Genomic DNA, 17,962 nt, shown 5'->3' on the forward strand with positions numbered 1-17,962 from the left:
CCAACAACACGGAGACACTTCCATGACATCTAACCAAACCAGAACGGCGATCGTGACCGGCGCCTCCAAGGGCATCGGTGCCGCCATCGCACAGCGACTCGCCCGCGACGGCATCGCCGTCGTCGTCAATTATGCACGGGGCCGCGCGGAGGCCGAAGAGCTTGTGCGCAGCATCGAGGCCGGCGGCGGCAAGGCGATCGCCGTTCAGGCCGATATCGCCGATCCGAATGGCCTCGCGGCACTTTTCGACGCCGGCGAGAAGGCGTTCGGCGGCATCGATATCCTCGTCAACAATGCCGGCATCATGAAGACGTCGCCGATCGCGCAGGCCGACGATGCTTCGTTCGATACGCAGATCGCGATCAACCTCGGCGGCGTGTTCCGCGGCATGCGGGAAGGTGCGCGCCGGATTCGCGACGGCGGCCGCATCGTCAATTTCTCGAGCAGCGTCGTTGGCCTCTACCAGCGGGGCTACGGCGTCTACGCCGCCACCAAGGCAGGCGTCGAGGCGATGACCCACATCCTGGCCAAGGAGCTTGGCGCGCGCCGTGTCACCGTCAACGCGGTGGCGCCCGGACCGATCGAGACCGCCCTGTTCACGGACGGCAAGAGCGAGGCGCAGATCGAGGCCATCGGCAAGATGATCCCGCTCGGCCGGCTTGGCCAGCCTGACGACATTGCCGGGCTGGTGTCATTCCTGGCCGGGCCGGACAGCTTCTGGGTCAACGGACAAATCATCCGCGCCAATGGCGGCGTGGTCTGAGGAGATAATCATGCAAAAGACAATCCTGATCACCGGTGCTTCCAGCGGCTTCGGCGCGATGACCGCACGCGCCCTGGCTGGAGCGGGCCACACGGTCTACGCCTCGATGCGCGACCCCTTGGCGCGTGGCGGCGTGGCGGCAGCCGAGATGGAAAAGTTCGCTCGCGACGAGGGCCTGGCGCTCAAGCCGATCGCGCTCGACGTGACCTCGGACGCTTCGGCCGAGGCGGCGGTCCGGCTGATCCTCAGCGAGGCCGGCCAGCTCGACGTGCTGATCCACAACGCCGGGCACATGGGGTTCGGACCGACCGAGGCGTTCTTGCCCGAGCAACTGGCGCAGCTCTATGACGTAAACGTCGTCGGCACGCAGCGCGTCAATCGCGCGGCCCTACCGCATATGCGTTCTCTCGGCCGGGGCCAGATGATCTGGGTCGGTTCGAGCAGCACGCGCGGCGGCACGCCACCGTTCCTCGCGCCCTATTTCGCGGCCAAGGCCGGCATGGACGCGCTGGCGCAGAGCTATGCGCTGGAACTCGCCCGCTTCGGCATCGAAACGACCATCGTCGTGCCGGGCGCTTTCACCAAGGGCACCGAGCATTTCCACAATGCGGCGGCACCCACCGATGCCGAGCGCGCCGGCGCCTACTGGTCCGGTCCCTATGCCGGTGTCGATCAGCAGGCGCTGAAAGGGCTGGCGGCATTGGAGCCGGCTGATGCCGATCCGGCTGATATCGCGGCGGCAATCGTCGACCTCGTGGCGATGCCTTGGGGAAACCGACCGCTGCGCGTCCACGTCGACCCGTCCGACGATGGCGCCGCGATCGTCAACGGCGTTGCCGACCGCGTGCGTGCGCAACTCCTGGAACGGATCGGCCTTGCCGACCTGCTCCATCCCAAAGCCTGAAATCCACCCTCAAGAGACAGGAAAACGATCATGCCATTCGCCAACATCAAGATGCCGCAAGCCGCTCTCTCCAAGGCGCAAAAAGAAGACCTCATCCATCGAACCACAGCCATGTTCGTCGACTTCTTCGGCGAGGGTGTGCGCCCCCACACGATGGTGCTGGTGGAGGAGGTCGCCGACGGCGGTTATGGCCGGGCCGACGAAGTGTTCGTCGTGCCGGAGGCCTATCGCGCCAAGGCGTAGCGGCGCAGGGGCGAGCGACGGCTCTGCTTCTCGCAAAACCGGGACGAGGAACCCAGATTCTTCAAGATCTGCGCCAGCACCCTCACCCGCTGCGAAGCAGCGGGGTGAGGGCTGCGCTGCGCTGCAACGCTTGGTTGGCAAGCGCAGACCTCCGCCTCAATCGCTCTTGGTCATCCCAATCCAGTCGGCCGCCACTTCGGCAAAAAGCCAGTCGCGGAACGCCTTGATCTTTTTCTGGCGCAGTGCGCCATCGCGATAGACGACGTAGTAGCGTGAGGCGGATTTGAGCGCGAGGTCGAAGGGCCGGACCAGCCGCCCTGCCGCCAGATCGGCCGACACCAGCGCGCTTCGACCCAGCAGCACGCCTTCGCCATGCACCGCGGCCTCGACGGCAAAGGTGGCGGAATCGAAGCGCACGCCGCGCTTGGGATCGACGTCGCCAACGCCGGCGTGTTGCAGCCATGTCGCCCAGTCGATGCGAAAGGCGTCGTGGATCAGTTTGTGATGCCTGAGATCCCCGGGCAGGCGCAACGGATGTTCGCCTTGCAGCAGCTCCGGGCTGCAGACGGGGAAGACCTCTTCATCGGCAAGAAATTCCGCTGTCACCCCGGCATAGCCGCCCTTGCCGTAACGGATGGCGATGTCGATGCCGTCGCTGACGAAATCGGAAAGCACGCCCGAGGTCGACAGCCGCACGTCGATATCCGTGTTGGCGCGGTGGAAGCGATGCAGCCTCGGCACCAGCCAGCGGCCTGCAAAACCGTCCGATGTGCTGACATTCAAGATGCCCGTGGTGCGGTCGGGCGTTGCGGCGATGGTGGCGGCGGCGATCTGGTCCAGCGCCTTCCTGACTTCCGACGCGTAGGCGGCGCCTACCAAGGTCAAGCGCACGGACCTCGTTCCCCGATCGAAAAGCTGGATGCCCAGCCTGTCCTCGATGTTGCGGATGGCGCGGCTGACCGCGCCATGGGTGACGTTGAGCTCACCCGCCGCCTTCGAGAAACTCAGATGCCTGGCAGCGGCTTCGAAGGCGGGCAGGGCGGTGAGGGGCGGCAGTCTGCGCGGCATGATCCACCTGTGAGCGTTACTCACAAATCCTGCACAAAGAGTCGTTTGTCGTCCAGCCCGGAAATGTCCAATTTGTAGGGGTAGAAGCGCATCCAGATCGGGTTTTCGATCTCGTCGCTGCACTGAATGACCAGAAACAGTGTGAGCAATCGTCATGCTTGTCCCCCTGCGGACGGCGTCGGCACGCTTGCGCCCAGGCAAACACAGGAGACGAACAATGAACCCGACCCTCGAATCCATCAGCGCCGCGATGAGCGGCCTTGCACTCAGAACCTCGGCAGTCGTCGAGCGCCGCCGCATGCTGCGCCGGGTTGCGCGCTTTTCGGACCATCGCTTGCACGACATCGGCCTGGAGCGCGACTGGGACGGTTCCATCCTGCGCAATGGGAGGGCGATATGACCAGCACCCTGATCATCGGCGCGACGGGGCTTCTCGGCGGCGAGATGGCGAAGGCCAGCGCCCGCAATGGCAATGATATTCATGTCCTGGTCCGACCCTCAACAGCCGGCAATGAAGAGCGGCTGCGCCCGCTGAAGGAGCTCGGCGCTAAAATCCATGTCGGCGATCTCGACGACTATGACAGCCTTGTCCGCGCCGCAGGCGCGGTCGATCGCGTCATCAGCTCGGTGCATGTGGATTCGGCCAGCGAGATGACGCTGGTGCGGGCGCTCAGGGATGCCGGCGTCTCCCGCTACGTGCCTTCCGCCGGCTTCGGCCTCGACTTTGCCGCCGCCGCACCGGGCTCGGTTCCACCGCTCGATCTCAAGAGAGCCGTGTTCGACGCAATCAAGGAGGCGGATCTGCCCTATACGGTGATCTACACCAATGGTTTCTTTTCGACATGGGTGGCGACGCTGGGCGATTTGATGCGCTTCGGCTCGTCGCCTTTGCCCCCCGATGAGGTGACGCTCTATGGCGACGGCAATGTGCCGGCGACGTTCGTTAGCGAGAAGGACATCGCCGCGGTCACCTTGCGCGCGCTGAACGACCCCAGTGCCGTCCGCAGCGAAATCCGGATCGCCCGGAACCGGACAACCCAGAGCGAAATGATCGACCTGTGGCGCCGGGTGAGCGGCCGCTCGCCGCGCATCGTGCAGCAGAGTGCGGCGGAGCTTGAGGCGATGATCGCGTCAGCCCCCTGGCTCGGACTGCTGCGGGCGTTCTGGATTCGCGGCGAAACCGCGCTTGAGACGGCTACACCGGAAGCCGGGGCGCTGTATCCGGAGCTGACGTTCGAGACCATCGAGAGCGCTTATGTGGCGATAGCGGACGCCGAGGGTCAACAGCGGCGGGGCTGAGGAGGCATGGTGCCGACGCCGCCGGAGGGCCTACTTGCCGGCCATGTGATCGGCAAGCGTCTGGGCCTGGGCGAGAAGTGCCGGGAAGACAGGCTCGCTCGGCAGGTGCTGGCCCATGCAGGCGCGATAGTCGGCGTCACCTTTTTCCCAGGCGACGTTGGCGGCATCATACGCCGTTTCGTCCTTGAGGTCCGAGGCTTGGTAGGCCTCCTGGAATTTCTGGGCGGCGGCGTCCGCCGAGGTCCACACGGCGTCGCAGGCCGTGATCTTCGGAACAGGCGGTGTCGCGGGTGCCGAGGCGATCATGACGCTGTTGCCCTTGACGATGGTGACAATGACCTGCTGGTCGGGGTTCGGCCCTATGTCCTGCGCCCAGCCGCCGAGCCGTGCAAAGGCGATGTCTGCGCCTTCGGGCTTCTTCAGGGACAAGTCGAGCGTCCCGGTGAACGCGGCGTCGCTGTTGATCGCCTGGGTGTAGAAAGCATCGAGCTTCAGCGCCGCATCGATGTCGGCGGGCAGTCTGAAGTTTTCGTCGAGTTCGGCTGCCCTGGACTGGAGCCAGCGCTCGAGCAGCCCCCGCGTCGTTGCCACGAGGCTCGGGCCGTCGTCGCTTTTGGCGTATCGCAAACCGTCGAGCATGCCGAACCCGATATCGGCATCGCTCAGGCTTCCGAGATTGATCGTGCCGTTTGCCGGGAAATCGGCAACCGCCAAGGGGCCGAGAATGGTGGACAGACGCCCTTCGAGATCGGTCAACGCCTTCGCCCCGGCGGCATCGAGCGTTTCCACGGGGTCGTTCGCACTTGCCATTGCCGCGATGGCGGAAATCGCCTTGTCGCGTGCGGCGATATAATCGTCCTCCGGCGAGGCCGCGAAAACCGTGCCGGTCACGAGCGCGAAGATGATGGTCCAGACCAACCGCATGACATACCCCCCGTGGCGATCCACAAGCTGGGAGCCATCGGGCAGCTTTGCGGCAATTGCGCGGCAGCAACCGCAAGGGATGCAATCGGCCCATTAACCATCGATTAACTATCCGGTCGCCTTTGAATCAAATTTGGCGGATAGTGTTTTTGGGCCGAACGAGGCTGCTCGAGGGATCTGGAAGGACAGCAATTGTCAGCGTGGCGCGCCGCTTTTCGGTCGCGCGCGGCAGTCTGAATTCAAAAAGAAGCGACGGACCACCGTCGCCTTGCGGGGAGGCGCCAGCATCATTTTTGATGAGGAGCGCCAGAATGAAGATCGAAGACGCAGTTACGGCAGTGACAGCCGAGGCCAACGCGCTGCTATCTTGCCTCGGCCAGCCCGTCGTCGCCTACCACGTCACGGCAATCATGCGAGAGGCAGACCTGGAACACGCCAGGCAGATGCAGCTTGCCTTGATGCGACGAAGCATCGAGGCGCTCGTCGATGACGGCCTCGAGAGTGTGGCCGCCGAACATTTTGTTTCACAGTTCCATGGTCGCGTTGGTTTGACCTGGAGGCTGCTGCACGCTGCGGATGGCGTGGCGCATTGATCTCGGCCAAACGGGCGGCGATCGAGCTTTGATTGTCCGTGTTGCAAATGGAAGCAATGCGCCTCATACCCTGTTGTTACGACTGGCCAAGGTTCGAGCCGAAGTTGCTGGGGGCGAATGTGTGGTTGACTCAAAGGGTCGCTTCGTTGGTCCGTGCGATAGCATTCCTCTGTGTAGTGCTGTTGCCAACTTTGCCTTTGACAGATGCCTTCGCAAGCTCCTTGGAGGCGCAGGCGGCCTATGACGCTAAGAACTATGAGGAAGCGTTCAAGCAGTGGAAGCCGCTGGCCGATGCTGGGGATGCCTCAGCGGAGTTCGGCTTAGGTGTCTTGTATGGTCAGGGTTTGGGCCTCGCGCAGGATAAGAAACGAGCCGTATTGTTGTGGCGCAAGGCGGCGGAGCAAGGAAACGCCGACGCCGCGTTCTATCTCGGCTCGTGCTATCTGATTGGCGACGGCGTTGAGAAAAAAGATGCGTCAGTTGCCGCGATGTGGATCCGCCGTGCGGCGGAGGCGGGGCAAGCCCAAGCCCAAAATCAACTAGGTAGTTTGTATTGGCGAGGTGAGGGCGTACCCGCCGATGACAAGCTGGCGTTTGGCTGGTGGCTCAAAGCCGCCCAAGCGGATGTTGCGGAGTCTCAATACAACGTCGGAGCGTCCTACACCTCTGGCAGGGGCGTTGCCAAAGATGATGCCCAGGCGATGGTCTGGCAACTGAGAGCGGCGAAGCAAGGGCTTGCCCCCGCGCAATACGTGCTGGGTTATCGATATGCGCAGGGGATGGGGGTCACCAGAAGCGGGCCAGATGCAATTGGGTGGTGGCTGAAGTCCGCCAATCAGGGGTACGTCGATGCCGAACTGGCCTTGGGATATGCTTATGTCACAGGGCAACTTATTCCGAGGGACACACGATCTGCCGCAATTTGGTTGGAGAAGGCGGCAAATCAAGAGAGCGTTGATGCGCAGTTTAATCTCGGTCTATTAAATTACACTGGAATTAATGGGAATATAGATTACGGGAAGGCAGTTTTCTGGTTTCGAAAAGCTGCCTTAAATGGAAATGAAAAGGCGAAGGCTCAGTTGGAATTGATGAAGTCCAAGGGTCAGATTTGAAAATTGCGGATTGTGGAGAACGACGCGACTACCTGCGTTCGCAACCTGCAATAACCACGTCGTCCGGACAAAGCTTCAGTCACGCCTTCTGCCTGGCCAACCGCTCCAGCGCATCCACAATCAGGTCACAAAACTTCGGATGGTCGAGCTTCATCGCCACGGTGTGGCGGAAGTCGGTCTGCTCGCTCGCCGTGCCGCCGAAATGGTGCATGCCGCCCATCTTCTCGAAATTGCAGACCGTCATGCCCTTGGTCCACCGGCCGGCAAGCTCGACGCGGATATCGGCCTTCTCGGTGGTGAAGACGGTCGGGTCGATCATGGCCGCGACGCAGCATGCGTCATGGACGGCGGGATATTCGATCTGCAGCAGGCCGCCATGCGTGGTCGCGATGAACTCCCAGATATCGAGAATGAACTTGGCCATCGGGCCGCCGACGGCGCGCACCCGGTCCTGAAGCTCTTTGGTGGCGAGCGCCTGATGGGTGAGGTCGAGCCCCACCATGGTGACGTCCCAGTTGGCCCGGAACACCACGTCTGCGGCTTCCGGATCGCCATAGACGTTGAACTCCGCCGCGGGCGTGATGTTGCCCCTGGTATAGCTCCCGCCCATGGCGACGACCCGCTTCACCCGCTCGACGATGCGAGGGTCCTTGCGCACGGCAAGCGCGATGTTGGTGTAGGGACCGACCGGCACCAGCGTGACCGTCTTCGGCGCATGCGCCATGACGGTGTCGATGATGAAGTCGACGGCATGCCGCTTGTCGAGCTCGAACGAGGCGGGCGGCAGTACGGGGCCGTCGAGCCCGGTATCACCATGGATCTCGACGGCCAGCACCTGATCGATGATGAGCGGGCCGGGAGAGCCCTTCGCCACCGGCACCTTGATGCCATAGGCGGTGCATACCGAAAGGGCATTGCGCGTGGTGTTCTCGACATTGTGGTTGCCCGAAACCGTCGTGATGCCGAGAAGATCGATCTTTGGGTTGCCTGCCGCCAGCAGGATGGCGATGGCGTCATCATGCCCAGGGTCGCAGTCCAGGATGATTTTCTCCATGGTGGGCACCTCCCTTGCCGGCCGAATCTGCTGGAACAAGAGACTGCCGTGCCCGCGCCGTCAAGGTTCTGGTGCTCGACCGATCCAGAGCCACTTGGGCCCTGCGTAGCCCCGCTTACCCCTTCCGCTTCTCCACCTCGGCCTTCCTCAGCAGGAACCGCTGGATCTTGCCACTCGGCGTCTTCGGCAGTTCGCTGACGAACTCGACCTCGCGCGGATAGGCATGGGCCGAGAGGCGCTTGCGGACGTGCTGCGCCAGTTCCTCGGCCAGCGCTTCGCTGCCTTGAAAGGCAGGCGCCAGGATGACGAAGGCCTTGACGATTTCGGTGCGCTGCGGGTCGGGCACACCGACGACCGCTGCCTCGTTGACCGCCGGATGTTCGATCAGCGCGCTTTCGACGTCGAACGGGCCGATGCGGTAGCCGGCGGAGGTGATGACGTCGTCGGCGCGGCCTATGAAGCTGATCGAACCATCGGGCTCGAACTCGACCGTGTCGCCGGTGCGGTAGTAGCCGCCGGCTATGGCCGGCGTTTCGGCCTGGTGATAGCCGCCGAACCAGCGCAGCGGCGAGTTGGCGATGTCGACGGCGAGGATGCCGGGCTGGTTGGGGCCAAGCTCCTGGCCCGCTTCGTCGAGCACGACGATGCGGTAGCCCGGCATGGCAAAGCCGGCCGAGCCCTGGCGCACGGGGTGCGACAGGCCGTGATGGTTGTTGACCATCATGCCGTTCTCGGTCTGGCCGTAATGGTCATGGATCGGGGCGCCGAGATGGGCGTCGAACCAGCGGATCACTTCCGGGTTGAGCGGCTCGCCGGCGCTGCTCACCACGCGCAGCCGGCCCTTGACGCGGGCGGCTGCCTCGGGTCCTTCGGCCAGCAGCAGACGGAAGGCGGTGGGCGAACCGGCAAGGCTGGTGACGCCGAGGCGCTCGATGATGTCGTAGGTGCTTTTGGCGGTGAAGGCGCCCTCATTGAAGGTTGTGGCGATGCCGAGCAGCAGGGGACCCGTGATGGCGTAGTAGAGGCCGTAGGCCCAGCCGGGATCGGCGATGTTCCAGAAGACGTCGTCGGGCCTCAGGCCGATGGCATCGCGCATATAGGCGCCAAACGCCATCAGCGCACTGAGCGGCACCGGCACGCCCTTGGGGAACCCTGTCGTGCCCGAGGTCGACATCATCATGAACAAATCGTCGCCCCTGCGCATCACCGGCTGGCACTCGGGTGAGGCGGCGGCGAACGCAACGCGGAAATCGATGTCGCCTGACGGCAAGGCTTCGCCTGGGGCAAGGATGGTCGCAACGCGCGGACAGTCCTCCACCTCGTCGAGCTTGCCGCGATTGGCTGTGTTGGTGACGACGAGCTTGGCGCCACTGGTCTTCAGCCGGTGGTCGATGGCCTTCGGTCCGAAGGCGGTGAAGAGCGGCTGGTAGACCGCGCCGATGCGCCAGGTGCCGAGGATGAGCGCCACGAGTTCGGGAATGCGCGGCAGCATGCCGGCGACGACGTCGCCGCGGCCGACGCCGGCCTGTTTGAGGACATTGCCGACGCGCGCGGACATGTCCTTGAGGTCGTCGAAGCTGAATTCCCGCAACTCGCCGCCGGCGGAGATGGCGCGCAGCGCCAACCGGTTCTGGCCGGTGTGGCGATCGCAGCATTCGATGCAGGCGTTGATGCCCGTGGCGGGATCGCCCTGAAGTTTTGCGATCTCATCCTCGATGCGAAAGTGCGCAATGGCATCGGTGTAGCGCGGCAGCGGCGCCGGTGTCTTTGTCATAGCAGTCCTCCCTGGCGCCGCCGCATCTTCCCCATGCGGCGCTGTCGCGTGTGAGCTTGCCTGAAATTGCTGGCGTGGTCGATGCGGCGAAAGTTGGTGGGCGGCAAGGTTGGCGCGAAGGATCACAGCGCTGACAATCTGCGGCAATGCACGTGGTTGACGCGCCCGCCCATCCGGCCGATAGCACCGCCAGAATTGCCCCGAGAAACTCCGATGCCTTCAGACACCAACCTCCACGATGCGGCCGCCGACCCCGACACTGCCTGGCAGGCCGACGTCCGCGCCGGCGTGCGCCATGTGCGCGATCTCGCCTCCCTGCCGCTGTCGCCGGCCGAGCGCGCGGCGGCTCAAGTCGCGGCGGCGAACCACAAGGTGCGCATTCCCAAAGCCTACCTCGACCTGATCGACTGGAACGACCCCGCCGACCCCATCCGGGCGCAGGTCATCCCGTCGCCAGGCGAGCTGGAGGAGGCCGACGGCGAACTCGACGATCCGATCGCCGACCATGAATTCAGCCCGGTGCCGCGATTGACGCATCGCCATGCCGACCGGGTGCTGTTGTTCCCGACCTATCAATGCGCGGTCTATTGCCGGTTCTGCTTCCGCAAGGAATCGCTGACCTCGATCGGCCGTGGCTATACGCGTGAGGCGCTGGAACCGGCGCTGGCCTATATATCGGACCATCCCGAAATCCGCGAGGTGATCCTGACCGGCGGCGATCCGCTGTCGCTGCCCGACAAGGCACTGGCCGAAATCCTCGCGCGCATCGAAGCGATCCCGCATGTGCGTCTGCTGCGCATCCACACGCGCGTTCCGGTGGCGCTGCCGTCGCGCATCACGTCTGGGCTGGTCGCGGCCCTGCAGGGTCGGCTGATGGTCACCGTGGTCACCCATTTCAACCACGCGCGCGAGATCACATCCGCGACCGAGATGGCCTGCCGCACGCTGCGCCATGCCGGCTTCGTGCTGCTCAACCAGAGCGTTCTGCTCAAGGGCGTCAACGACACGGTCGAGGTGCTGGAGGAGCTCTGCCGCGAGCTGATGTATCGGCTCGGCGTCAAACCCTATTACCTCCACCATGGCGACCTCGCGCGCGGCATGGCGCACAGGCGCACGACGATTGCGCAGGGCCAGGCGCTGGCCGGCGCGCTGCGGGCACGGCTGTCGGGTATCTGCAACCCCGTCTATGTGCTCGACCTGCCGGAAGGCGGCGGCAAGGTGCCGATCGGGCCTTGCTATGTCGAGGCGCGGGACGGGGAGAACTGGCGGCTGCGCGGGCCCGACGGCGAGGTGAGGGACTATACGGAAATTGTTGGCGAATAGGGCTGCGCGCTATCGCGCATCCCCATCGACAAACGCCAACACGACCACGCGCGGGGCGATGCAGTAGGCGAGGCTGGCTTTGCGGCCTGTCTTCGTCGTCGCGTGGCCTGCGTTCAAGTCGACGGTGATGTCCTCATAGCCCAGTACCTCGCGATCGAGCGGATAGGCGGCCTTGTAGACCGCTTCCTTGGCGGCAAAGAGGATGCGGCCGGCAAGATGCCGGTCCGCGGCCTCTATCCTGTCTGAAGGGATTGCAACGAGCGCGAAGATGTCATCGGGGAGAGGCTGCGCGGGCTCGACGTCGATGCCCAGTGAACGGATGTGGCCAACGAGCGCAACCGTCGCCACGGCCATGTCGTCGTCGTGAGCCAGCGATCCGGTTATCCCATCGGGCCAGGCGGGTGCACCGGATGGCGCGCGCAGGATGGCGAAATCGTTGACGCCAAGTTCCGTCAACAGCCCGTGCGCGATCCATCGGGCCGCGCCGCTGGCCCGCCGCATGGCAGGCTGACGCGCGGGGATGGAATGCGCTTCCTCGGGCGAGAGATGGGCCTCGTCGCCGTCGCTTATGACCCGGCATCCGACCCGGACGCTGGCGGGCGCGATGGCGATCATCGCCTGCAGCAGGGATGTTTGCGCAAGCGCGATTTCAGGGGAGGGCGTCACAGATCGCTCATCCCTGCGACAAGGCCGAGGACGGCGATCATTTCTCCGTCCTCGTCGATGCCTTGTTCCACGAAGCCGGCGGCGCGATAGAGGTGGCGTGCGGCCTCATTCTCGGGCTCGTAGCAGATCGAAACCTCGCGCACATGGGCGAGATTGCCGATCTCGTCGAGCAAGGCGCGCAATGCGGCCTTGCCATAGCCTTTGCCTTGCTGGGCGCGGTCGATCATGAAGCGGTAGACCAGCGCCTCGTCTTCCGACGCATCGTACATCAGGAACCCGACGACACGGGTCCCGGCCATGATGACGCGCGGCCGCGCGTCTTCGTCGGTTTCGGCTTCTTCCAGCGACTCTGCATTGCTGGCGACGAAATCCATCTGCTCCGGAGCGAGCTCCAGGGCCGCGACCAGGGCACGGTTGGCCCCGGTCACGGAAACGAGACGGATGTCCGCGCTCTTCAAGCCGATGCCTTCTTCAAGCCGAAGCCCGGGAGCCATCGTCGGTGATCGGCTCGACGAAGCGATGAAGCTTGGCCGGGTTGCCGCGCCATATGGAGTAGGGCTCCAGCTCTTCACCCTTCATCACGAAGGAATCGACATCGGCCACCGAGCCTTCGCCCATCACGACGCCGTAGTGGACAAAGGCTGAAGGCCCGAGCGTGCAGCCATTGCCGATGCGGATGTAATCGGACTTGAACGCGCCTTCCTCCAGCGAATGGGCCTGGATGACGCAGCCCTCGTTGAGGGTGACGTCGTCGCCGATCTCGACCAGCGAGCGCTCGGTCAGGTTGCTGCCGCCGTCATAGACGCGCTTGCCGACCTTGACGCCGAGCAGGCGCAGGATCATCGGCCGGAACGGCGTGCCGCTGAACAGGCGCACGATCGGCGAATCCGCGAGCTTCCAGTGGCGTTCGTGGCGCCAGAACGCGACGTCGTAGATCGTCGTCATTTGCGGCTTCAACCGGCCAAAACCAAGGCTGGCCCGCTCGACCAGGATGTAGAACGGAATGGTGATCGCCGAGGTCAGGAGCACGGCGACGAACAGCGCCACCTCAGCCCATTCGGTGTAGTAGTTCAGCGCCCGATCCCAGATCGCCAGCGTGGCGAACAGCATGACCCATTGCGTTGCGATGAACAGAAGGATCGTCACCAGGTTGTGGCGGTTCTTGTGCCGGATGCGCTGGCGCCGGTCAGCCTCGTCGACGCCAGCGATGAGTTCCTTGTCGCGGTTGACCATGCGCGGGATTTCAAAGGCAGGCGAACCGAGAAGCCCGACATTCTCGCGCAACGGCCCATCGATGGGAATCATCACCTTGGTGCCGAGCAGGACGTTGTCGCCGGTGCGCCCGTCCGGCGGATAGTAGATGTTGTTGCCGAGATAGTTGCGCTCGCCGATGCGCGTCGGCTCGAGCCGGAAGGCGGAGGCGGATTTGTGCATGTTGATCATGAACAATCCGTCCGACACCATGGTCTCGGTGCCGATCTCGCACAGAAGCGGGTTTTCGTGCTGCTGGTTGCTGCCGAAGTTGGAACCTGTCTGCACCACCTTGTTGAGGTTCCAGCCGATGGCGCTGATATAGTGCACGATCGCCGAGCTGTCGCCGAACAGGAGGCCGAGCACGCGGGAGTTGCTGGTGAATTCAGCGGCGGTCTGCAGCCAGTAGCGGAAGCCGTAAAGCGTGTAGGTGCGGCCTGGCTTCAGGATCAGGTTTGTCAGGCGCGGCACCAGCGTCGCCGCCAGGAAGGCCACCGCGATATAGCCGAAAAGCGTGACCGTGGTGCCGATCGCGACAAGGCCGATCGTCTCCTGATAGTCGTCGCCGACATTCTCCCAATAGCTGTGGAACAGCAGCGGCAGCGGGATGACAACGGCAAACAGCCCGATCAGCTGGACCGCTTCGAAGAGGAAGCGGCGGATGTTGGAAGGATCGACATTGCGCACCTTGCAATAGTCGGCCGTGGTCGGCACGGCCGGCGACCCATGCCAGTGTTCACCGTCCGGGATGCTTTGCCCGCGCAGTAGCGCGGACGCATGGCCGAGCTGGGCGCCGTTGCCGATCGCGGTGTCGATGTCGAGCGTTGAACCCACACCCACGAAGGCATCGCGGCCGATGGAGAGCGGACCCATATGGATGTAGCCGGACTGCGCGCGAAAGCCGAGGATCAGCGATTCCTTGCGCAGGATGGTGTTGGCGCCAATTGAAATCAGATCCGTGCAGACGGGTACGGATTTGGATTCGATGACCGCGTTTTTCCCGATCCTGGTGCCCAGAAGCTGCAGATAGAAGCTGTAGAGCGGGCTGCCGCGGAACAGGACGACGGGCGCGGTGCGGATCAGTGTCTTGACGATCCAGAAGCGATAGTAGCGCAGGCCCCAGATGGGAAAGGCCTCTGCCTTCCAGCGGCCGATGAGCACCCATTTCGCAAGGACGGCGAAGCCCGTCATGCCGAAGAACACGCCGGTCGAGAGCACCACGCACCTGATATAGAGCTGCAGCGGATCGTCGAGCGCGTCATACATCCAGTTGAGGCCGCCATTGATCGCCCACAAAGCGACATAGCTGTAGAGCCCGTAGAACAGCAGCTGCGCGGCGCCGCAGGTCCAGTAGGCAAAATTCGAGGCCCGGCGGGTGAGGACAGGCTCATTGGTGGCCGTCGTCATCTCCTCCGCCCCGCCCAGATGGAGCGCCAGGCGCGCCACGGTCGGATGGAGATAGATGTCGCGCATCGACGCCGTCGCCCATTCCTTCCTGGTGCGCACGCGGGCGCAGAAATGGGCCATAAGCAGGGAGTTGGCGCCGAGATCGTCGAAGAAATTGTCCTCGACGGACACCTCGTCGAATTTCAACACGGTGGCCAATGCTTCGGCCAGGAAGCGCTCGTCGTCATTGCCGGGTGCCACCATCGCGCGATCGGCCGAAAGCCGGACGCTTGTCGGTTTCGGCAGCTGGCGCAGGTCCACCTTGTTGGACACCGTCATCGGGATCGCCGGCAGCTCCTCCAGATAGGAGGGCACCATGTAATCCGGCAGGCGCCGCTTCATCGTCTGGGCAAGATCGGCGCGGGAAATCGCCGGCACGCCAGCCTTGGGCGCATAATAGGCGACGAGTTCGACGCGGCCGGGCTCGATCTCCCAGGTGGTGACGGCAGCCTGCGCGATCTCGGGCTGGTCGAGCAGCACCGCCTCGATCTCGCCGAGCTCGATGCGGTAGCCGCGGATCTTCACCTGGGTGTCGATGCGCCCGGCATATTCGATCTCGCCGATATCGTTGATGCGGCCAAGGTCGCCCGTCCGGTAGATGCGCCTGGACGGGTTGTTCGGCAGGCCGAGAAAATCGGCGATGAATTTCTGTTCGGTCAGGTCGGGCCTGTTGAGATAGCCGACCGCGAGCCCGATGCCGGCGATGCCGATCTCGCCCAGTTCACCAGGCTCGGCTAGTTGCGGCAGCGAAGCGTCGAGAATGACGATCGAGTAGGTCGGCAGCGGCGCGCCGATGGTGACGGGACTGTCAGGCGTCAGCGCGCCCATGGTTGCTGTGACGGTCGCCTCGGTGGGGCCGTAGGTGTTGAGGATCTGCCGCCCCGGCTTCGACCAGCGCACCACCAGATTGTGCGGGCAGGCCTCGCCGCCCACCAGAAGCGTGCGCAGGCTGGGCACGTCTGATGTCATCGACGACAGAAGCGTCGGGCTGCAGGCCATGCAGGTGATGTCGTGATGTCTTAGGAAATCGGCCAGTTCCTCGCCCACCAGCGGCATCTGGCCAGGAGCCGGCACCACCGTCGCGCCGGCGACAAACGGCACCCAGATCTCTTCGGAGGAAAAGTCGAAGGCGATGGTCATGCCCTGATAGACACGGTCACCCGGCCGGTAGCCGTAGGAGGCGGCGGCGACGCGGATGAAGTTGACGAAGCTCTGGTGCTTGATGACCACGCCCTTGGGTTTGCCGGTCGTGCCCGAGGTGTAGAGGATGTAGCAGGTGTCATCGGCTGAAGCGGTTTTCGCCTGCGGCTTCAGCGGCGCGTCGGACTGTTTGGAGATCTCGGCAGCAGCGCTGTCGATCAGCAGATGCGGAACCGGCAGTTGACCGGCGCGCGACGCATAGGCGGCGATGGTGACGATGAGGCTGACGCTGGCGTCTTCGATGATGAGCGTCATCCGCTCTTCGGGAAACGCGGTGGCCAGCGGCACGAAGGCTGCACCCGCCTTCATCACCGCCAGCAGCGCGACATAGGTCTCCGCCGAGCGGTCGAGAATGAGCCCGACCCGGTGGCCCGGCCGCACACCGCGCTTGACCAGCAGGCGGGCGAACTGGTTGGCGCGGCTGTCCAGCTCCCGATAGGTCCAGACACGCCCGTCGGAGATCACCGCCGGCAGCGCCGCGAATGTCTGCGCGAGCTCTTCGAACACCGTATCGAGCCGCTCGCCGGGCAGGCCTTGCCGGGCAAAGTCGGCGCCCGTCAGGATTTGCCCGCGTGCGACTGTTGCGGGGGCTGTTTTTACCAGCGCATCGAGGCTTGCCAAGCCGGTTTCGGGCTGGCTGTCCGATCGGTCCCTGTCCAGTCCGGCGATATCGAGACCGTGATCCATTTCCATACTTTCCCGTCCAGGCCGGGAATCGCCCGGCGCGGCCATTTTCCCGGCCGTTGCGGGGTGGTTATGCCATCCGATCTTTTCGGCAGTTTTTCCGAACTGTTGAATATTGTTTCTGGAGTGTGTCTGGCCGCTCTTCAGCCTCCCCTTGTTGGCCCTTGCGGGGGAGGGAATGCCGCAGCGCTCTCAGTGGATATGAGGCTGCCGGTTCAAGGGGCGCGCTGACCCCTGCTGCCCGCATTCGCCGCGCTTTCCGGCCGAATTCAACGCAAAATTCCACTCTTGCAATGGTTGCTACCACGCCGGGTCCCACGCCCGCACAAACACCACGCCCCTATAAGACGCCCCAACAGCGCACCAACGAACCAAGACGGTCGTGCGCTGACAACCTGCCGCCGCGGATCCCGAGGGGATCGCGGCTGGCCGGTTTCGCCCGAAGAGCAAAAGACAGCCTCATGAATGCGATGCGGGCGGCGCGTCGAGGCCGATGTCAACTTTCAAAAGATGGAGACTTGAAATGAAGAAGATCATTTTCAGCATTGCCGCGTTCCTGTTTGCCTCCGGCATGGCTTTTGCCGGCAGCGACCACTTTGACTCGGACTTCGTCCCTGCCGCCGGCAGCTATCCAACTGCCGGTTCCCATTCGATGATCTCCGGCGGCGCAGTCAGCGTCACCAAGAGCATCACCGACAGCACCGTGGAGGGAACTGCGACCTCCGGCATGCCTGCACCGGGTTATGGCCAGGGCATCTGGGGCCGCTGACACCAAATTCGGCCGCCATCGCCGGCATCCAGGCGGCGGCTCGCCCGCCGCCTGGGCTGCGAACTCAGGTCAACAAAGGGCCTGACGACGGCCAGTCCGATGGTGTCTGCAGCTTTATTCCCTGTGGCTTTTCGATAGGAATTTATTCTTTACATTGTGAGGGCGGCTATGCTACATATTCGTCCACGATGCTGATTTGCGCCAATGACCCGCCGCCCAGGCGGGTTTTGCGAATCTCCCCACAAGTGGGGATGGCCGGCAGGCCATAGGGCGCCACCTTCGTGCGGGCCTTCGCGCGCGATCACGCAAATTTTTTGGATCGTTCGGATCGGCGAAGCGTTCTTCCCTGACGCAACCGGAGGAATGATCATGGGTGACGAACGGCACGAAAAAATCCAGCAGCGGGCATACGACATCTGGCAACGCGAGGGCGGCCTTCACGGCGACCCGGAGCGGCACTGGCACCAAGCCGAGGCCGAGATCGACAGGGAGGCCGCGCTGCCGCTGACGGCAGGCGGTGCGCTGCCGGAAACCGGCGAGATCGCCAGTACCGACGTGCTGGAGGTCGAGGCGCTGGCGATGCGCACCGGCCTATCGGGCGACGAGGCGCAGGCGCTGATCGATCGGCTGGGCAACGACCGTGCCGCGGTCGAGCAAGCCGCGCGCAGCCTCAAGGCCAAGCGGAAATCCTGATCAGGGCCAAGCCGGGAGAGCGAGATGATCCGGAAACTGAAAGGCGGAAAATACCGCCTCTATTCACGCAAGAAGGACGAAAAGACCGGCAAGCGGCGCAACCTCGGCACGTTCGATACCCGCGAGGCGGCGGAGAAGCATGAGAGGGAAGTGCAGTATTTCAAGCGGCATTGAGTGGTCTCGAAGCCTGGCGAAG

At 63.9% G+C, this 17,962-nt stretch carries 19 protein-coding genes; 11 read left to right on the forward strand and 8 right to left on the reverse strand.

Translation table 11 applies throughout. The features are described from left to right. Nucleotides 1-22: 22 nt before the first annotated feature. Genes C8D77_RS07270 through C8D77_RS07280 form a run of 3 tightly spaced genes read left to right on the forward strand, consistent with a single transcriptional unit; the run spans nucleotide 23 to nucleotide 1,910 of the window. Nucleotides 23-763: an SDR family oxidoreductase gene (locus C8D77_RS07270; RefSeq protein ID WP_109660606.1), complete on the forward strand. Its 741-nt coding sequence runs from the start codon at nucleotides 23-25 to the stop codon at nucleotides 761-763. A 10-nt stretch (nucleotides 764-773) separates the two neighbouring features. Further along, the gene (locus C8D77_RS07275; protein ID WP_425453701.1) at nucleotides 774-1,667 is read left to right on the forward strand and encodes an SDR family oxidoreductase; all 894 of its coding nucleotides are present in this window, start codon (nucleotides 774-776) and stop codon (nucleotides 1,665-1,667) included. Nucleotides 1,668-1,697: 30 nt separating this feature from the next. Continuing rightward, nucleotides 1,698-1,910 carry a tautomerase family protein gene (locus C8D77_RS07280; RefSeq protein ID WP_109660608.1) on the forward strand — a complete coding sequence of 71 codons (213 nt, stop codon included), beginning with the start codon at nucleotides 1,698-1,700 and terminating at the stop codon, nucleotides 1,908-1,910. 156 nt (nucleotides 1,911-2,066) lie between these two features. Here the strand turns inward: C8D77_RS07280 and gcvA are convergent, their stop codons facing one another. Both gcvA and C8D77_RS38790 read right to left on the reverse strand, forming a co-directional pair. Then, nucleotides 2,067-2,978, reverse strand: a complete 912-nt coding sequence (gene gcvA / locus C8D77_RS07285; RefSeq protein WP_109660610.1) for a transcriptional regulator GcvA — start codon at nucleotides 2,976-2,978, stop codon at nucleotides 2,067-2,069. Between the two features lie 20 nt (nucleotides 2,979-2,998). Next, nucleotides 2,999-3,127, reverse strand: a complete 129-nt coding sequence (locus C8D77_RS38790) for a hypothetical protein (protein WP_281277009.1) — start codon at nucleotides 3,125-3,127, stop codon at nucleotides 2,999-3,001. Nucleotides 3,128-3,195: 68 nt separating this feature from the next. On the opposite strand from C8D77_RS38790, the gene C8D77_RS07290 reads away from it, so the two are divergent. Then, nucleotides 3,196-3,378 carry a YjiS-like domain-containing protein gene (locus C8D77_RS07290; RefSeq protein ID WP_109660613.1) on the forward strand — a complete coding sequence of 61 codons (183 nt, stop codon included), beginning with the start codon at nucleotides 3,196-3,198 and terminating at the stop codon, nucleotides 3,376-3,378. Next, complete coding sequence (locus tag C8D77_RS07295) at nucleotides 3,375-4,277, forward strand: NmrA family NAD(P)-binding protein (protein ID WP_109660615.1); 903 nt, start codon at nucleotides 3,375-3,377, stop codon at nucleotides 4,275-4,277. Before C8D77_RS07290 ends, C8D77_RS07295 begins: the two co-directional genes overlap by 4 nt. Before the next feature lie 30 nt (nucleotides 4,278-4,307). Here C8D77_RS07295 and C8D77_RS07300 read toward each other — a convergent pair whose 3' ends face one another. Beyond that, complete coding sequence (locus C8D77_RS07300) at nucleotides 4,308-5,201, reverse strand: hypothetical protein (protein ID WP_109660617.1); 894 nt, start codon at nucleotides 5,199-5,201, stop codon at nucleotides 4,308-4,310. A gap of 311 nt (nucleotides 5,202-5,512) precedes the next feature. Here C8D77_RS07300 and C8D77_RS07305 point away from each other — a divergent pair, with 311 nt between their 5' ends. Together C8D77_RS07305 and C8D77_RS07310 are read left to right on the forward strand one after the other, a co-directional pair. After that, nucleotides 5,513-5,794, forward strand: a complete 282-nt coding sequence (locus tag C8D77_RS07305; RefSeq protein ID WP_245951662.1) for a hypothetical protein — start codon at nucleotides 5,513-5,515, stop codon at nucleotides 5,792-5,794. Between the two features lie 38 nt (nucleotides 5,795-5,832). After that, nucleotides 5,833-6,906 (forward strand): SEL1-like repeat protein, encoded by a 1,074-nt coding sequence (locus C8D77_RS07310; protein WP_245951700.1) that lies wholly within the window; start codon nucleotides 5,833-5,835, stop codon nucleotides 6,904-6,906. A gap of 79 nt (nucleotides 6,907-6,985) precedes the next feature. Here the strand turns inward: C8D77_RS07310 and C8D77_RS07315 are convergent, their stop codons facing one another. After that, nucleotides 6,986-7,960, reverse strand: a complete 975-nt coding sequence (locus C8D77_RS07315; RefSeq protein ID WP_109660622.1) for a nucleoside hydrolase — start codon at nucleotides 7,958-7,960, stop codon at nucleotides 6,986-6,988. A gap of 115 nt (nucleotides 7,961-8,075) precedes the next feature. Beyond that, complete coding sequence (locus tag C8D77_RS07320) at nucleotides 8,076-9,734, reverse strand: acyl-CoA synthetase (protein WP_109660624.1); 1,659 nt, start codon at nucleotides 9,732-9,734, stop codon at nucleotides 8,076-8,078. A gap of 213 nt (nucleotides 9,735-9,947) precedes the next feature. Here C8D77_RS07320 and C8D77_RS07325 point away from each other — a divergent pair, with 213 nt between their 5' ends. Then, nucleotides 9,948-11,057 carry a KamA family radical SAM protein gene (locus C8D77_RS07325; RefSeq protein WP_109660626.1) on the forward strand — a complete coding sequence of 370 codons (1,110 nt, stop codon included), beginning with the start codon at nucleotides 9,948-9,950 and terminating at the stop codon, nucleotides 11,055-11,057. A gap of 9 nt (nucleotides 11,058-11,066) precedes the next feature. On the opposite strand, the gene C8D77_RS07330 is transcribed toward C8D77_RS07325, so the two are convergent. From C8D77_RS07330 to C8D77_RS07340, 3 genes are read right to left on the reverse strand one after another with little or no spacing between them, the layout of a single operon-like run. Next, the gene (locus C8D77_RS07330; protein ID WP_109660628.1) at nucleotides 11,067-11,672 is read right to left on the reverse strand and encodes a 4'-phosphopantetheinyl transferase family protein; all 606 of its coding nucleotides are present in this window, start codon (nucleotides 11,670-11,672) and stop codon (nucleotides 11,067-11,069) included. Nucleotides 11,673-11,719: 47 nt separating this feature from the next. Further along, complete coding sequence (locus C8D77_RS07335; RefSeq protein ID WP_245462884.1) at nucleotides 11,720-12,181, reverse strand: GNAT family N-acetyltransferase; 462 nt, start codon at nucleotides 12,179-12,181, stop codon at nucleotides 11,720-11,722. A 13-nt stretch (nucleotides 12,182-12,194) separates the two neighbouring features. After that, nucleotides 12,195-16,313, reverse strand: a complete 4,119-nt coding sequence (locus tag C8D77_RS07340; protein WP_109660632.1) for a Pls/PosA family non-ribosomal peptide synthetase — start codon at nucleotides 16,311-16,313, stop codon at nucleotides 12,195-12,197. Between the two features lie 514 nt (nucleotides 16,314-16,827). Here C8D77_RS07340 and C8D77_RS07345 point away from each other — a divergent pair. The 3 genes from C8D77_RS07345 (at nucleotide 16,828) to C8D77_RS07355 (ending at nucleotide 17,940) form a co-directional block, all read left to right on the forward strand. Next, nucleotides 16,828-17,073: a hypothetical protein gene (locus C8D77_RS07345; protein ID WP_109660634.1), complete on the forward strand. Its 246-nt coding sequence runs from the start codon at nucleotides 16,828-16,830 to the stop codon at nucleotides 17,071-17,073. A 369-nt stretch (nucleotides 17,074-17,442) separates the two neighbouring features. Beyond that, nucleotides 17,443-17,766 carry a DUF2934 domain-containing protein gene (locus C8D77_RS07350; protein ID WP_109661401.1) on the forward strand — a complete coding sequence of 108 codons (324 nt, stop codon included), beginning with the start codon at nucleotides 17,443-17,445 and terminating at the stop codon, nucleotides 17,764-17,766. 24 nt (nucleotides 17,767-17,790) lie between these two features. Continuing rightward, nucleotides 17,791-17,940: a hypothetical protein gene (locus tag C8D77_RS07355; RefSeq protein WP_109660636.1), complete on the forward strand. Its 150-nt coding sequence runs from the start codon at nucleotides 17,791-17,793 to the stop codon at nucleotides 17,938-17,940. The last annotated feature ends 22 nt before the right edge of the window (nucleotides 17,941-17,962 follow it).

Source organism: Mesorhizobium loti (assembly GCF_003148495.1).
GTDB classification, from domain to species: Bacteria; Pseudomonadota; Alphaproteobacteria; order Rhizobiales; family Rhizobiaceae; genus Mesorhizobium; species Mesorhizobium loti.

What these genes read in the sequence shown, in the direction of transcription:
- C8D77_RS07275 (WP_425453701.1), top strand. Translation starts at nt 774, where the DNA reads ATGCAAAAGACAATCCTGATCACCGGTGCTTCCAGCGGCTTCGGCGCG.
- C8D77_RS07300 (WP_109660617.1), bottom strand. Translation starts at nt 5,201, where the DNA reads ATGCGGTTGGTCTGGACCATCATCTTCGCGCTCGTGACCGGCACGGTT.
- C8D77_RS07340 (WP_109660632.1), bottom strand. Translation starts at nt 16,313, where the DNA reads ATGGAAATGGATCACGGTCTCGATATCGCCGGACTGGACAGGGACCGA.
- C8D77_RS07270 (WP_109660606.1), top strand. Translation starts at nt 23, where the DNA reads ATGACATCTAACCAAACCAGAACGGCGATCGTGACCGGCGCCTCCAAG.
- C8D77_RS07320 (WP_109660624.1), bottom strand. Translation starts at nt 9,734, where the DNA reads ATGACAAAGACACCGGCGCCGCTGCCGCGCTACACCGATGCCATTGCG.
- C8D77_RS07355 (WP_109660636.1), top strand. Translation starts at nt 17,791, where the DNA reads ATGATCCGGAAACTGAAAGGCGGAAAATACCGCCTCTATTCACGCAAG.
- gcvA (WP_109660610.1), bottom strand. Translation starts at nt 2,978, where the DNA reads ATGCCGCGCAGACTGCCGCCCCTCACCGCCCTGCCCGCCTTCGAAGCC.
- C8D77_RS07345 (WP_109660634.1), top strand. Translation starts at nt 16,828, where the DNA reads ATGAAGAAGATCATTTTCAGCATTGCCGCGTTCCTGTTTGCCTCCGGC.
- C8D77_RS07325 (WP_109660626.1), top strand. Translation starts at nt 9,948, where the DNA reads ATGCCTTCAGACACCAACCTCCACGATGCGGCCGCCGACCCCGACACT.
- C8D77_RS07330 (WP_109660628.1), bottom strand. Translation starts at nt 11,672, where the DNA reads ATGATCGCCATCGCGCCCGCCAGCGTCCGGGTCGGATGCCGGGTCATA.
- C8D77_RS07315 (WP_109660622.1), bottom strand. Translation starts at nt 7,960, where the DNA reads ATGGAGAAAATCATCCTGGACTGCGACCCTGGGCATGATGACGCCATC.
- C8D77_RS07290 (WP_109660613.1), top strand. Translation starts at nt 3,196, where the DNA reads ATGAACCCGACCCTCGAATCCATCAGCGCCGCGATGAGCGGCCTTGCA.
- C8D77_RS07295 (WP_109660615.1), top strand. Translation starts at nt 3,375, where the DNA reads ATGACCAGCACCCTGATCATCGGCGCGACGGGGCTTCTCGGCGGCGAG.
- C8D77_RS07280 (WP_109660608.1), top strand. Translation starts at nt 1,698, where the DNA reads ATGCCATTCGCCAACATCAAGATGCCGCAAGCCGCTCTCTCCAAGGCG.
- C8D77_RS07350 (WP_109661401.1), top strand. Translation starts at nt 17,443, where the DNA reads ATGGGTGACGAACGGCACGAAAAAATCCAGCAGCGGGCATACGACATC.
- C8D77_RS07305 (WP_245951662.1), top strand. Translation starts at nt 5,513, where the DNA reads ATGAAGATCGAAGACGCAGTTACGGCAGTGACAGCCGAGGCCAACGCG.